A 13644-nucleotide genomic window follows, 5' to 3' on the forward strand; every position below is an offset into this window, starting at 1 on the left:
GATGGCGACAGCCCTGTCCCGGCCGGAAACCACATCACCTGCGCTCCCCCGCCGTACGTCGTACCGGTTCGGCTCGCCGTTGCGCCGGTCGCAGCGGGCGGCGGGCTACCTGTTCGTGCTGCCCACGTTCGCGCTGTTCCTGGCGTTCGTGCTCTGGCCGATCCTGTACACGGCGTACCTGAGCCTGACGTCGTGGGGCGGCTTCGGCGCGCCGCGGTTCGTGAACTTCGACAACTACAGCCGGATGCTGTCCGACCCGGTCGCGCGCCGGGCGATGGTGATCACCCTGGTGCTGACCGGGGTCACCACGGCACTGCTCACGTTCCTCGGCCTCGTCACCGCCGTACTCGTCAACGCCGTCTGGCCGAAGGTCGGCGTCCTGGTCCGGACGATCCTGTTCATCCCGGGCATCGTCTCGTTCGTGGTGTCCGCGGTGCTGTGGAAGCTCATCTACGACCCGAACATCGGCACCCTCAACCGGCTGCTCGGGGCGGTCGGCCTCGACAGCCTGCAGCATCCGTGGCTGGCCGACCAGAAGACGGTGCTGCCGGCCATCATCGTGGTGACGGTCTGGGGCGGGATCGGCTTCACGATGCTGATCTTCTACGCCGGGCTGCAGGGCATCGACCCGAGTCTGTACGAGGCCGCGGCCGTGGACGGCGCCAACACCGTGCAGCAGTTCCGGCACATCACGGTCCCGAGCCTGCGGGTCGTCACCGGCCTGGTCGTCAGCCTCGGCCTGCTCAACGGGTTCAAGGCCTTCGACGTCATCTTCGTGATGACCGGCGGCGGGCCGAACCACGCCAGCGAGGTGCTCGGCACCTACCTGTACTCGCTCGCGTTCGGCTCGACGTCCGGGTCGATCCCGCAGCTCGGCTACGCCAGCGCGTTCAGCGTCGTGACGATGGTGCTCTGCACGCTCGCCGTCATCGCCCAGCTCTGGCTCACCAGGAAGGCGGACCGATGAAACGTCAGTCGTGGGCCGGGAAGTCGTTCGCCACCTTCGTGCTGGCGCCGTTCTGCGTGCTGATGGCGTTCCCGTTCGTCTGGATGCTGCTCACCTCGCTGCGCGAGCAGAACACGATCTTCAACGGGCCGTTCTTTCCCCGGTCGGTCACCGGCAAGGCCTACCAGGAGGCGTGGACGTCGATCGAGTTCCCGCTGCACTTCTGGAACAGCGTCTGGATCACGTCGGTCACGGTCGCCGGAGTGCTGGTCTTCGCGACGCTGAGCGGCTACGCCTTCGCGAAACTCGACTTTCCCTTCCGCAACACCCTTTTCGTCCTCTTGCTGACCACCCTGATGATGCCCTCGACGGCGCTCATCATCCCGCTCTACCTCGAGCTCAAGTCGCTCGGGCTGCTCGACACCCAGACCGGCTTGCTGGTGCTCTACATCTCGGGGTCGGCGCCGTTCGCGATGTTCCTGATGCGGGCGTTCTTCCAGACGCTGCCGGACGAGCTAATCGAGGCGGCCCGGGTGGACGGCGGCAGCGAGTTCACCATCTTCCGCCGGGTGATCCTGCCGCTCACCCGGCCCGGGATCGCGACCGTGGTGATCTTCCAGTTCCTCTCTACCTGGAACGAGTTCCTGATCGCCAACACGGTGCTGCGCAACACCGACTCGCTGCCGCTGCAGCCGGTGTTGTTCACGCTGATGGGTCAGTACTCCACCAACTGGCCGGCCCTCACCGCCGGCCTCACGCTGTCCGTCGTACCGGTCGTCATCGTCTACGTCCGGATGCAGCGGCAGTTCGTCGCCGGGATGATGCTCGGCGCCGTCAAGAACTAGCTCACACCCTGAAAGAGGTCCGATGGCGATCAAGAACGTCGTGGTCAACTGCACCGACGTGCAGCGCTCCGTCGAGTACTACACCAAGTTCCTGGAGCTCCAGGTCGTCGGCGAGCCGACCGCGGAGCGGGCCGTGCTGGACGCGGTCACCGCGACGATCGAGTTACGGGCCGTCGGCAACGGCCGCGAGCTGAGCACGTGGGTCGGCGACGACCTGCAGAAGGGGTTCCGGCACGTCGGGTTCAAGGTCGACCGGCTGGACGAGCGGGCCGCCGTACTCAAGGCTGCCGGGGTCGAGTTCACGCTCGACCCGCTCGACGCCGAGGGCGAGGTCCGGATCTGCTTCTTCTACGACCCCGACGGCACGCTGCTGGAGATGATCCAGGGCGACCTGCAGTACGCCGAGATCCTCGACGCCGACGGGGTCGCCCGGGAGCGGGGGCTGGGCGTGCCGCAGCGGCCGCGGTTCGACCACGTGGCGATCACGATCGAGGACCGCGAGCGGACCAGCGCGTTCTACGACCGGCACTACGGTTTCTCGTTCATCGGCACCATCGAGCAGCCGCACGACCACCGCGGGTTCAGCATCGGCTACCTCAAGGGCGGCGACACCGTGCTCGAGGTCTTCACCTACCAGGTCCCGAAGACGTCCCGCGATCCGCAGCTCGACGTGGCCGGCTTCGCATACGCCGAGCTCGAAGGCAAGCCCCCGGCCGATCTCGGCAACCTCGTCTCACCTGACGGCACGACCGTGTACGTCGATCCGGACGGCTTCGCGTTCGCCATAGGGTCGGAGGCATGAACAAGGACTGGCTTCGGCCGCTCGGATCCACCGGCCTCACCGTCTCCGCCGTCTGCGCCGGCGGCAGTGGGATCGCGGGCATGCCCGCGGTCTTCGGGTACGACGTCACGCGCCAGGAGGCTGTCGACCTCGTCCTCCGCGTCTTCGACAGCCCACTGAAGTGGATCGACACCTCCAACGGGTACGGCGACGGCGAGAGCGAACTGCGGATCGGCCAGGCCATCAAGGAGTACGGCGGCCTGCCCGACGGCTTCCTGGTCGCGACCAAGGTCGACGCCCGCGACGGCGACTACTCCGGCGCCCGGGTGCGGGCGAGCGTCGCGGAGAGCAAGGAACGCCTCGGCCTGGACAACCTGCCGCTGGTGCACCTGCACGACCCGGAGTTCCACGACTTCGACACCATGCGTGACGCCGTCGACACGCTGATGCAGCTGCGCGAGGACGGCGAGATCGGCCACGTCGGACTCGCCGGCGGCAACACCCGCGAGCTCGCCCGCTACCTCGACCTCGGCGGCTTCGAGGTGCTGCTCGTCCACAACCGCTGGAGCCTGGTCGACCACTCGGCCGGCGCCCTGTTCGAGCGCGCCGTCGCCGACGGGCTCGGCGTGATCAACGCGGCGATCTTCGGCGGCGGCATCCTCGCGAACCCGCAGGGCTCGACGACGTACGCGTACCGCGAGGCGCAGCCCGCCGTACTGGAGGCTGTGCAGGAGATGGACAAGGCCTGCCGCGAGTACGGCGTCGACCTCGCGACGGCCGCGCTCCGGCACTCCACCGACACCCCGGGCGTCGCCGGGACCGTGGTCGGGACCAGCAAGCCGGCCCGGGTCGACGCGCTGGTCGCTGCCATGGAAGCGGACCTCCCCGACGAGCTCCTTAACCGGTTGAGTAGCCTCCTCCCCCAAGAGCAGTACTGGGTCGAGGGTCAGAAGGAGACATCGTGACGAACGGCTTCCCACCCGGATTCACCTGGGGTGCGGCGACGGCGTCGTACCAGGTGGAGGGTGCGGTCTCCACGGACGGGCGCGGTCCGAGCATCTGGGACACGTTCGCGCACACCCCGGGCCGGATCTCCGACGGGACCACCGGCGACGTCGCCGACGACCACTACCACCGGTTCGCCGAGGACATCCGGCTGCTCGCCGACCTCGGGCTGACCGCGTACCGGTTCTCGATCGCGTGGCCGCGGATCATCCCGGCCGGCTCCGGGGTGACGAACCCGCCCGGGCTCGCCTTCTACCGGCGGCTCGCCGAGACCTGCCTGGAGCACGGCGTCACGCCGTACGCGACCCTCTACCACTGGGACCTGCCGCAGCCGCTCGAGGACGCGGGCGGCTGGCTGGCCCGCGACACCGCAGAGCGGTTCCGCGACTACGCGGCCGTCACCCACGCGGCGCTGGCGGACGTGATCAAGAACTGGATGACGCTGAACGAGCCATGGTGCTCGGCCTTCCTCGGCTACGGGAACGGCGAGCACGCTCCCGGGCGGACCGAAGGCGCCGACGCGCTGAAGGCCGTGCACCACCTGCTGCTCGGGCACGGGCTCGCGCTCGAGGCGATCCGCTGCCCGGAGGGTTCCTACGGCATCGCGCTCAACCCGGCGCCGATCCACGCCGCGTCCGACTCGGCCGCGGACCGCGACGCCGCGCGGCGGGTCGACGGGCTCCGGAACCGGCTGTTCCTGGAGCCGCTGCTGGCCGGGAAGTACCCGGCCGACGTGCTCGAGGACACCGGGATGACCGACTGGTTCGCGCAGTTCGAGGCGGACCTGCCGGTGATCGGCGCCCCGCTGGACTTCGTCGGCGTGAACTACTACTGCCCGACGACCGTGGCCGCGCCGGACGGGCCGGTCTCGTCGCCGGGCGGTCCGACCACACAGCCCGGTAGCGAGAACGTGGTTGCCGTCGACACCGGCCTGCCGAAGACGCAGATGGGCTGGCCGATCCAGGCGACCGGGCTGCGGGACATCCTGGTCACGATCAACAAGCTCGCGCCCGACCTGCCGTTGTACGTGACGGAGAACGGCGCGGCGTACCCGGACTCCCTGACCGCCGACGGGACCGTCGAGGACGACGACCGGCAGGCCTACTTCGAGCAGCACGTCACGGTCTGCCGGGAACTGGTCGCCGAGGGGTTGCCGCTGAAGGGGTACTTCGCCTGGTCGCTGATGGACAACTTCGAGTGGGCGTTCGGCTTCAGCCGCCGGTTCGGGATCGTGTACGTCGACTACGAGAGCCAGCAGCGGATCGTGAAGAAGAGCGGTCGCTGGCTCCAGGAGTTCATCAGCTCGTGACGGACCGGGTCGACTTCTGGTGCGGGGTGAGCTGACTGTGCAGGACGAGCGATGCGGCGCCCAGTGCCGCGGCGCTCGGCCCCAGCTTCGACAGCTCGACCCGGGTCGGATGCATCGCGCGGACGAACGACAGCCGGTTGATCTCGGTCGCCGCGACCCGGACGTAGATGTCGCCGGCCTCGCTGAACCCGGGGCCGGCCAGGATGATCTGGTCCAGGTCGAGCAGGTTGGTGATCGACAGCAACGCCTTGGCCAGGTACGTCGCCGACTCCTCGATCAGCTGGACGCAGCGCGGATCGCCGGCCGCGGCCAGCCGGGCGATCTTCGCGAAGTCCGAGCGCAACGCCGTACGGCGGCCGCGCAGGGCGAGGTCGTTGACCAAAGACGGGTCCTGCTCGGCGCGCTTCACGACGGCGGCCGGCGCTGCCAGGCTCTCCAGGCAGCCCTGGCCGCCGCACCAGCACTGCTGGCCGTTGACGTCCAGGACCATGTGGCCGATCTCGCCGACGTTCGACGACGAGCCGCGGTAGACGTCGCCGTTGGTGACCAGGCCGAGCCCGAACCCGGCCGCCATGTAGACGGTGGCGAAGTCGTTCACCGACGGGATCCGGCCGGCCCAGAACTCGCCGATCGCGGCGCAGGTCGAGTCGTTCTCGACCACGATCGGGTGGTCGATCGCCGCCTTGAGCGTGTCCCGGACGGCGAACGGCTCCCAGACGTACTTCGCCGCGTTGGTGCGCAGCAGCCGGATCCCGCCGCCGCCCTGCCGGCCGGCCAGCGCGACCCCGACGCCGACCAGGGTGGCCGGCTCGATGTTCGCCTTCACGACCAGGTCCTCGAGCTCGGTGGTGATCCGCTGGACGACCGTGGCCGGCGCGTCCCGGCCGATCCCCCGCGACGACATCTGCTCGATCACGCGGCCGCTCATGTCGGTCACGACGTACGTAGTACTCGGTGTGTCGATCGAGATGCCGACGGCGTGCCGGGCGCGTGGGTTGAACTGCAGCAGCGTCGCGCGCTTGCCTCCCGTCGGGTCGCCGAGGCCGGTCTCCACGATCAGGCCGTCGGCGAGCAACTGCTTCACCACCCGCGAGATGGACGCCCCGGTCAGCCCGGAGCGGTCGGCCAGGTCGACGCGGGTGACCGTGCCGCTGGACCGGATCAGGTCCAGGATCGCGCTGTGCGTCTCCTGCGCGGTCGCACCCTTCAGAATCTTCCCCACGTCACCGTCCTCCCTCGGCTCACCCCGAACTTTAATACACAAGGTAACAAAGTGGCATCAGCTTGACCTCAACCAATCTTGAGGTCCTAGCGTCTGCGGTTGTGAAGACGATCAGATTGCACGAGTTCGGTCCGGCGGAGAACCTGCGGTACGAGGAGGTCCCGGACCCGGTGCCCGCCGCGGAGCAGGTGCTGATCCGGGTGGCGGCGGCCGGGGTCCACCTGGTCGACACGACACTCCGGTCCGGGACTGGCGGTGGCGGGCCGATCCCCCTGCCCGAGCTGCCGACGATTCCCGGGCGCGAGGTCGCCGGGCGGGTGGAAGCGGTCGGGCCTGGGGTCGACGCGGCGTGGATCGGCAAACGAGTCGTGGTCCACCTCGGCATGGTGCCAGGTGGGTACGCCGAACTCGCCGTCGCCAAGGTGGAGTCGCTGCACGAGCTTCCGGATCACGTCGACGCCGCCCAGGCCGTGGCCGCGATCGGGACCGGGCGGACGACCGCGGGGATCCTGTCGCAGGCGCAGTTGTCGGCGGACGACGTCGTACTGGTCACCGCGGCCGCGGGCGGGATCGGCAGCTACCTGGTCCAGGCGGCACGCAACGTCGGCGCGACAGTCATCGGGCTGGCCGGTGGACCCGAGAAGGTCCAACTGGTCCGCGACCTCGGCGCGCACTACGCCGTCGACTACAAGAACCCGGACTGGCCGACCGACCTCAAGTCGGAGCTGGGCGACCGAGCCATCACAGTCCTCCTGGACGGCGTCGGCGGCGACAACGGCCGACAAGCCTTCGACCTACTCGGGGTCGGCGGCCGGCTCCTCATGTTCGGCTGGTCCGGCGGCGGCCCGATCCATCTGACCACCGAAGACCTGATGTCCCGCGGCCTGACCGCCACCTGGGCCATCGGCCCCAAACTGCTCCCCAAACTCCGTTCCTTGGAATCCACCGCCCTGGAAGAAGCCTTCTCAGGCCGCTGGCAAGCCCCAACCACCACCTTCCCCCTAGCCGAAGCAGCCCAAGCCCACCGCGCCCTGGAATCCCGCGCCACCACCGGCAAGGTCGTCCTCATCCCCTGACGCCAACCCGGCGCTGGTCGGTCAGAGCGGTTCCGGAAAGACGACCATCGCCCGGATGCTCACCGGTGTGGAGCGACCGACCGCCGGGCCGATCCGGTTCAAGGACGAACCGGTCGACCACCTGCGACGGCGGGCGCTGCGGAAGTACAGGCGGCATGTTCAGTTGATGTTCCAGGACCCGTTCTCGGCGCTCAATCCGACCCGGACCGTGGCGTACGCGCTCAGCCGGCCGCTGCGTAACACCTTGGCCTGGACGGAGCCCAGGCCCGGGCGCGAGCGGCCGAGCTGCTCGAGACGGTCGGACTGAGTCCGCCCGAGCAGTACCTGCCCGCCGGGCCGGGAAGGCGGACGGCGATCTGGCCTATCTCCGCGAGGTGTGCGAGACCGTCGGCGGGTTCACGCCCGACTTCCGGTACGCCAACCTGGACACCACCGAGATCGAGCAGCTGATCGGCGCCGGCCGCGGCATCAGCCTCTGCCTGCCGACCGTCCGCGAGATGCCGCAGACGGTGGTGAAACCGCTGGCCGGCCAGCCGCTCACCTGGCGCCGCGTGCTGCGCTGGCGCGTCGACAACGTCGCCCAGGAGGTCGTCGACATCATCCACCGAGCCTTTGTCGACGCCTACCGCCAAACCCTGCACGACAACGCCTCGGTCCGCCCCTGGTGGCCGTCGAACCCGGACAACCACCCCACGATCCTCGACCCGGACTAGTCCCGCGGCGCGTACATGATCACCGCGACGCCGGCGAGGCAGATCGCGGCGCCGAGCAGGTCCCAGCGGTCGGGGCGGAACTTGTCCACGACCATGCCCCAGGCCAGCGACCCGGCGACGAACACCCCGCCGTACGCAGCGAGGATCCGGCCGAAGTTCGGATCCGGCTGGAAGGTCGCGACGAAACCGTAGGCTCCGAGGGCGATCACGCCGCCGGCGATCCACCAGATCCCGCGGTGCTCCCGCCAGCCCTGCCAGACCAGCCAGGCGCCGCCGATCTCCGCGAGTGCCGCCAGCACGAACAGCACCACCGACCGGACGACCGTCACGGGCGCGCGACCAGGTCGGTGAACGGCAATGGGCAGTTGGGGTCGCCCGCGCAGGTCTCGAGGTCGTCACAGCCGGCGGCGATCCCCGCGCGCAGGCTGTCGGCGATCACGGTCAGGTCGGCGATCTTGGCTTCCACGTCGGCCAGCTTCTCCCGGGCACGTGCCTGCAGCCCGGCTCCCTCGCCGACCCGGTGCCGATGCCTGGCCGCGTCGAGCAACTCGGCGACCTCGGTCAGCGTGAACCCGAGGCGCTGGGCCGCCTTGATCACGCGGAGCGTCGTCACGGCGTCCGCTGGGTAGAGGCGGTGGCCGCCCAGACTCCTCGTCGGCTCCTCGATCAGTCCGCGGCGTTCGTAGTACCGGAGCGTCTGCAGGTTCACGCCTGCGGCGGCCGCGACCTGTCCGGAGCGCAGGCCGTCAGCCATAACGCGTGCTCAGCGCATCCAGTACGTCGGCATGCGCAGGCGGGACCGTGATGCGGAAGCTCAGGTGGCCGTCGGTCGGGGTGAGCTCGAAGGTGAAGAACGAGCAGCACGCGGTCTCGCGGGCGGTGAGGTCGGCCGTGGTTGCCTCCGCCTCGGCGGCGAGAGTCAGCTCGAGCGTGGTCGGATCGGCTCGGGAGATGGTCTTCTGGTGGTCGGCGAACAGCTGGTCGAACTCTGCGACCCGCAGTGGCCGCTCGGCCGTCGGTAGCGTGCAGGCCTCGGGGGCCCAGTCCGTTGTGCTCATGCTTCGACGGTAAACCTGTACCCAGGTACAGGATGCAACTGCCTGGTAGGAGGACTGCTGGTGGGTGAGAATGACGGGATGCGACTGCCGATCATGCCGCCGGTGAAGCCGATGCTGGCCAAGCCGGTCAAGGAGATCCCGCACGGCGAACTGAGCTACGAGCCGAAGTGGGACGGGTTCCGCTCGATCATCTTCCGTGACGGGGACGAGGTGGAGATCGGCAGCCGGAACGAGAAGCCGATGACCCGGTACTTCCCCGAGCTCGTCGAGGCGGTGAAGGCGAACCTGCCGGAGCGCTGCGCGATCGACGGCGAGATCATCGTGATCGGCGAGTCCGGCGACCGGCTGGACTTCGAGGTGCTGCAGCAGCGGATCCACCCGGCCGCGAGCCGGGTGAACATGCTGTCGGAGAAGACGCCGGCCCGGTTCGTCGCCTTCGACCTGCTGGCCCTCGGCGACGACGACTACACCGAGCGCCCGTTCAGCGAACGCCGTACGGCGCTCCTCGAGGCCCTTGCCGATGTCAAGGCGCCGATCCATGTCACGCCCGCGACCACGGACCACGCCACCGCCGCGCAGTGGTTCGAGCAGTTCGAGGGCGCCGGGCTGGACGGGCTGATCGCGAAGCCGCTCGACGGCGTCTACCAGCCGGACAAGCGGGTGATGTTCAAGGTGAAGCCCGAGCGCACCGCGGACTGCGTGGTCGCCGGGTACCGCCTGCACAAGAGCGGCCCGGACCGGATCGGCTCGCTGCTGCTCGGGCTCTACAACGACGACGGCACGCTCGCCAGCGTCGGCGTGATCGGCGCGTTCCCGCTGGAGCGGCGCAAGGAGCTCTTCCAGGAGATGCAGCCGCTGGTCACCACCTTCGACGAGCATCCGTGGGCGTGGGCGAAGCAGGAGGAAGGCGTCCGGACGCCGCGCAACGCCGAAGGCAGCCGCTGGCAGGCCGGGAAGGATCTCTCGTTCACCCCACTGCGCCCGGAGCTCGTGGTCGAGGTCCGCTACGACCACATGGAAGGCATCCGGTTCCGGCACACCGCGCAGTTCGTCCGCTGGCGCCCGGACCGCACGCCGGAGTCCTGCACCTACGAGCAACTCGAGGAGCCGGTGAAGTTCGACCTGGCCGACGTGCTGACGAGCGCAACCAGCTGATGCTCTACCGCCTCTACACCCGCGTACTGCGCCGCCAGCTCGCCGGCCTCCCGATGCCGCAGCACGTGGCGATCGTCATGGACGGCAACCGCCGCTGAGCCCGACAGGCCGGGTACGACGACGTGCGGCAGGGGCACCGCTTCGGCGCCGAGCACCTGGAGATGTTCCTCGACTGGTGCCGCTCCGCCGGGATCGGCTGTGTCACCGCGTGGGTCGCGTCCGCCGACAACATCCGCCGGCGGGACTCGGCCGAGGTCGACTACCTGATGCAGCTCGCCGAGACCGTGATCGCCGACCACGTACGGCGCGACCACCGCTGGCGGCTGCATGTCGCGGGTCAGCTCGATCTGTTGCCCTCGTCAACGGCCAACGCGTTGAAGGACGCGGTCGAGGCGACCCGGGACCGGGCCGGCGCGGGCGACCTGACCATCGCGATCGGGTACAGCGGCCGCGGTGAGGTCCTGGACGCCGTCCGCGGGCTGCTGGACGAGGCGGCCGTGTCGGGGCGGTCACTGTCGGACGTCGCCGACCGGCTGAGCGAGGACGACATCCGGCGGCACCTCTACCTACCGGAGTTGCCCGACCCCGAACTGGTGATCAGGACCAGCGGCGAGTTGCGCATGTCGGACTTCCTGCTGTGGCAGACGACGCGCTCGGACATCGCGTTCTGCGACCTCTACTGGCCGGCCTTCCGGGAGGTCGACCTGCTCCGCGCGCTCCGGACGTACGGAAGGCGGAAACTGAATCGATCGAGTTGACAGTCAAACCGCCCTGGTAGGGGCATCATGGGGATATACCGACTGGTACGAACCGGAGGTTGCGAGATGTACGACGTCGTACTGCTGGTCGAACAGGAACTGTCCGAGCCGGACGCGAAGCGCGTCGTCGAACTGCACCAGGACATGCCCGAGCCGGTCAAGTACCACGTGCTCGTGCCGTGCCACAACGCCGAGGCCGGAGTGGAGGCATCCATCAGCGCCCTCGGCACCGCCGATCTCTACGGACCAGGGCTGGCCACCCAGCGCCAGGACCTGGCCGAGGCGCAGAAGGCGATCGACACCGAGGCGAAGGGCTGCACCGGGCGCAGCGTGCAACGGCTGCGCGACCTGAGCCAGGACGCCGACGGCGGGATCTCCCACGACCGCCCGATCGACGCCCTGATCGCCACCGTCGACCAGGTGAACGCGCAGGAGGTCATCATCCTGACCCGCTCGCACGTCGTCGCCGAGTTCTTCCACCTGGACTGGACCAATTCCGCGCGCCGGCACCTCCGGGTCCCGGTGCTGCATCTCCTGGAGCACGACCCGCAGAAGGCATCGACGAACTAGTGCGGTAGCAGCGCAGCATACGTGACGCCCGCTGCGAGGCTGGCGATCAGCAGGGACAGGCTGGTGCGCAAGGTGTTGTCGCCGACCTTGCCGTAGTGGCGGCCGTCCTCGGAGTGGTAGGCGACCTTGAAGCCCGCGTAGCCGGCCGCCAGTACCAAGGCCAGTTTGATCATCGCTCCCTCCCCTACCTCAAGGCCACGGTACCCCTAGACATTCGCCGCGGTCCCCGACTCCGTGAACTGGGTGTGGTACAGGTCGGCGTACTCGCCGTTCAGCGCCAGCAGCTGCTCGTGCGTGCCGCGCTCGACGATGTTGCCGTGGTCAACCACCAGGATCAGGTCGGCGTTGCGCACCGTCGACAACCGGTGCGCGATCACCAGCGACGTACGCCCCTCCAGCGCCGTGTCCAGCGCCCGCTGTACGGCGACCTCGGACTCCGAGTCGAGATGCGCAGTGGCCTCGTCCAGGACGACGATTCGCGGCGCCTTGAGCAACAACCGGGCGATCGCCAGCCGCTGCCGTTCACCACCGGACAACCGGTGGCCACGATCCCCGACCACGGTGTCCAGCCCGTCCGGCAGCGACGACACCAGCTCCCAGATCTGCGCCGACTTCAGCGCCTCGACCATCTCCTCCTCGGTGGCATCCGGTTTCGCGTAGCCGAGGTTCTCCCGGATCGTCTCGTGGAACATGTGCGCGTCCTGCGTCACGTAGCCGACGGCGTCGTGCAGCGACCGCAAGGTCACCTCGCGTACGTCGGTCCCGCCGACCCGGACCGCTCCACCCGAAACGTCGTACAACCGGGCGACCAGGTTCGTGATCGTGGTCTTGCCGGCGCCGGACGGTCCGACCAACGCGACCATCTCGCCGGGGCGGACGACGAAGCTGACGTCCTCCAGAACCTGCGCGGATATCCGCTTGTCCAGCACGGCCACGGACTCCAGGCTGGCCAGCGACACCTGATCGGCGGTCGGGTACGCGAAGGCCACGTGATCGAACTCGACACTCGCCGCGTCGGCCGGCAACGGCTTCGCGCCGGGCGCGTCCTTGATCATCGGCTCCAGGTCGAGGACCTCGAAGACCCGCTCGAAGGACACCAGCGCGGTCATCACGTCGACGCGGATGTTCGAAAGCGCGGTCAACGGGCCGTACAGCCGGCCGAGCAGCGCGACCAGCGCCAGCAGGGTCCCGACGGTCAGCGCCTCGCGGACCGCGAGGTTGCCGCCCACGCCGTACACCAGGGCCGTGGCCAACGCGGCGACCAGGGTCAGCGCGGTGAAGAAGACCCGGCCGAGCATCGCGATCCGGATGCCCAGGTCGCGGACCCGCCCGGCGCGCTCGCCGAAGCCCTGGTTCTCGATCTCCGGCTTGCCGAACAGCGTCACCAGCATCGCTCCGCCGACGCTGAACCGTTCGGTCATCGCGGTCGACATGTCCGCGTTCAGCTGCATCTGCTCCCGCGTCAACGCGGCCAGCCGGCGACCGAGGATGCGCGCCGGGATCAGGAAGACCGGCAGCAGCAGGATCGCCACCAGGGTCAGCTGCCAGCTCAGCACCAACATCGCGCCGACCACGAGGATCAGGCTGATGATGTTCGACACCACGCCGGACAGCGTCGAGGTGAACGCCTGCTGCGCGCCGATCACGTCGCTGTTCAGGCGCGAGACCAGCGCACCGGTCTGCGTTCGGGTGAAGAAGGCGACCGGCATCTGCTGGACGTGCTCGAACACCTTGGTCCGCAGGTCGAAGATCAGGCCCTCACCGATCCGGGCCGAGAACCACCGCTGGATCAGGCCGAGCACTGCCTCGAACACCGCCAGCAGGGCGACCACCAGGGCCAGCGCGGTGACCAGGCCGGCGTCGCCCTTGCCGATGCCGTCGTCGACGATCTTCTTGAACAGCAGCGGCGACGCGATCACCAGGAAGGCCGACACGATCACGAGCAGCAGGAACACCGTGATGTGCCACCGGTACGGCCGGGCGAACCGGACGATCCGCCGCAGCGTGCCCTTGGCGAGCTTCTGCCCGGCCACCGACGCGTCCTGCCGCCGCCAGCCGTAGGCGCCCATACCACCGGGCATCCCACCGCCCATGGGCCGCATTCCCGACATCCGGTTCCCTCCCTGCTCTTCTCGTCAACGGTCACAACACGCGATCACGTCCCGAACTTCCTTCGAGCAACCAATGGTTGCACATCGGCGGCGAG

At 69.0% G+C, this 13644-nt stretch carries 16 protein-coding genes and 1 pseudogene; 11 read left to right on the forward strand and 6 right to left on the reverse strand.

What is annotated here, in order from left to right:
• The first annotated feature begins 1 nt into the window (after position 1).
• The 5 genes from ACWCOV_RS13980 to ACWCOV_RS14000 are packed head-to-tail and all read left to right on the forward strand — an operon-like array spanning position 2 to position 4886.
• Complete coding sequence (locus ACWCOV_RS13980; protein ID WP_449829611.1) at positions 2–967, forward strand: carbohydrate ABC transporter permease; 966 nt, start codon at positions 2–4, stop codon at positions 965–967.
• Entirely contained in the window at positions 964–1791 is an 828-nt protein-coding gene (locus tag ACWCOV_RS13985; protein ID WP_449829612.1) for a carbohydrate ABC transporter permease, read from the forward strand. Before ACWCOV_RS13980 ends, ACWCOV_RS13985 begins: the two co-directional genes overlap by 4 nt.
• A 22-nt stretch (positions 1792–1813) precedes the next feature.
• Positions 1814–2593, forward strand: a complete 780-nt coding sequence (locus ACWCOV_RS13990; RefSeq protein WP_449829613.1) for a VOC family protein — start codon at positions 1814–1816, stop codon at positions 2591–2593.
• A complete protein-coding gene (locus tag ACWCOV_RS13995) occupies positions 2590–3537 on the forward strand; it encodes an aldo/keto reductase (protein ID WP_449829614.1) in 948 nt (315 codons plus the stop codon). Before ACWCOV_RS13990 ends, ACWCOV_RS13995 begins: the two co-directional genes overlap by 4 nt.
• Complete coding sequence (locus tag ACWCOV_RS14000) at positions 3534–4886, forward strand: GH1 family beta-glucosidase (protein WP_449829615.1); 1353 nt, start codon at positions 3534–3536, stop codon at positions 4884–4886. The genes ACWCOV_RS13995 and ACWCOV_RS14000 overlap by 4 nt, the downstream gene beginning before the upstream one ends.
• Here the strand turns inward: ACWCOV_RS14000 and ACWCOV_RS14005 are convergent.
• Positions 4876–6108: an ROK family transcriptional regulator gene (locus ACWCOV_RS14005; RefSeq protein ID WP_449829616.1), complete on the reverse strand. Its 1233-nt coding sequence runs from the start codon at positions 6106–6108 to the stop codon at positions 4876–4878. The genes ACWCOV_RS14000 and ACWCOV_RS14005 overlap by 11 nt on opposite strands.
• A gap of 101 nt (positions 6109–6209) precedes the next feature.
• Between ACWCOV_RS14005 and ACWCOV_RS14010 the strand changes: the two genes are divergently transcribed.
• The 3 genes from ACWCOV_RS14010 to ACWCOV_RS14020 all read left to right on the forward strand — a co-directional run bounded on the left by ACWCOV_RS14010 (position 6210) and on the right by ACWCOV_RS14020 (position 7897).
• Complete coding sequence (locus tag ACWCOV_RS14010) at positions 6210–7184, forward strand: zinc-binding dehydrogenase (protein WP_449829617.1); 975 nt, start codon at positions 6210–6212, stop codon at positions 7182–7184.
• 55 nt (positions 7185–7239) lie between these two features.
• Entirely contained in the window at positions 7240–7491 is a 252-nt protein-coding gene (locus ACWCOV_RS14015; RefSeq protein ID WP_449829618.1) for a hypothetical protein, read from the forward strand.
• A 67-nt stretch (positions 7492–7558) separates the two neighbouring features.
• A complete protein-coding gene (locus ACWCOV_RS14020; protein ID WP_449829619.1) occupies positions 7559–7897 on the forward strand; it encodes a hypothetical protein in 339 nt (112 codons plus the stop codon).
• On the opposite strand, the gene ACWCOV_RS14025 is transcribed toward ACWCOV_RS14020, so the two are convergent.
• The 3 genes from ACWCOV_RS14025 to ACWCOV_RS14035 are packed head-to-tail and all read right to left on the reverse strand — an operon-like array spanning position 7894 to position 8955.
• Complete coding sequence (locus tag ACWCOV_RS14025; RefSeq protein WP_449829620.1) at positions 7894–8226, reverse strand: YnfA family protein; 333 nt, start codon at positions 8224–8226, stop codon at positions 7894–7896. The genes ACWCOV_RS14020 and ACWCOV_RS14025 overlap by 4 nt on opposite strands.
• Positions 8223–8651 (reverse strand): MerR family transcriptional regulator, encoded by a 429-nt coding sequence (locus tag ACWCOV_RS14030; RefSeq protein WP_449829621.1) that lies wholly within the window; start codon positions 8649–8651, stop codon positions 8223–8225. The genes ACWCOV_RS14025 and ACWCOV_RS14030 overlap by 4 nt, the downstream gene beginning before the upstream one ends.
• Entirely contained in the window at positions 8644–8955 is a 312-nt protein-coding gene (locus tag ACWCOV_RS14035) for a hypothetical protein (RefSeq protein WP_449829622.1), read from the reverse strand. The genes ACWCOV_RS14030 and ACWCOV_RS14035 overlap by 8 nt, the downstream gene beginning before the upstream one ends.
• 60 nt (positions 8956–9015) lie before the next feature.
• Here ACWCOV_RS14035 and ACWCOV_RS14040 point away from each other — a divergent pair, with 60 nt between their 5' ends.
• The 3 genes and pseudogenes from ACWCOV_RS14040 (at position 9016) to ACWCOV_RS14050 (ending at position 11438) form a co-directional block, all read left to right on the forward strand.
• Positions 9016–10110, forward strand: coding sequence for an ATP-dependent DNA ligase (locus ACWCOV_RS14040; protein ID WP_449829623.1), 1095 nt, complete (start codon positions 9016–9018; stop codon positions 10108–10110).
• A gap of 110 nt (positions 10111–10220) precedes the next feature.
• Positions 10221–10868: pseudogene (gene uppS, locus ACWCOV_RS14045) on the forward strand (polyprenyl diphosphate synthase); the annotation flags it as partial.
• A gap of 66 nt (positions 10869–10934) precedes the next feature.
• A complete protein-coding gene (locus ACWCOV_RS14050) occupies positions 10935–11438 on the forward strand; it encodes a hypothetical protein (RefSeq protein ID WP_449829624.1) in 504 nt (167 codons plus the stop codon).
• Here the strand turns inward: ACWCOV_RS14050 and ACWCOV_RS14055 are convergent.
• Together ACWCOV_RS14055 and ACWCOV_RS14060 are read right to left on the reverse strand one after the other, a co-directional pair.
• Complete coding sequence (locus ACWCOV_RS14055) at positions 11435–11611, reverse strand: hypothetical protein (protein ID WP_449829625.1); 177 nt, start codon at positions 11609–11611, stop codon at positions 11435–11437. The genes ACWCOV_RS14050 and ACWCOV_RS14055 overlap by 4 nt on opposite strands.
• Before the next feature lie 33 nt (positions 11612–11644).
• Entirely contained in the window at positions 11645–13549 is a 1905-nt protein-coding gene (locus ACWCOV_RS14060; RefSeq protein ID WP_449829626.1) for an ABC transporter ATP-binding protein, read from the reverse strand.
• Positions 13550–13644: the final 95 nt, after the last annotated feature.

This window comes from Kribbella sp. NPDC002412, from assembly GCF_053592935.1.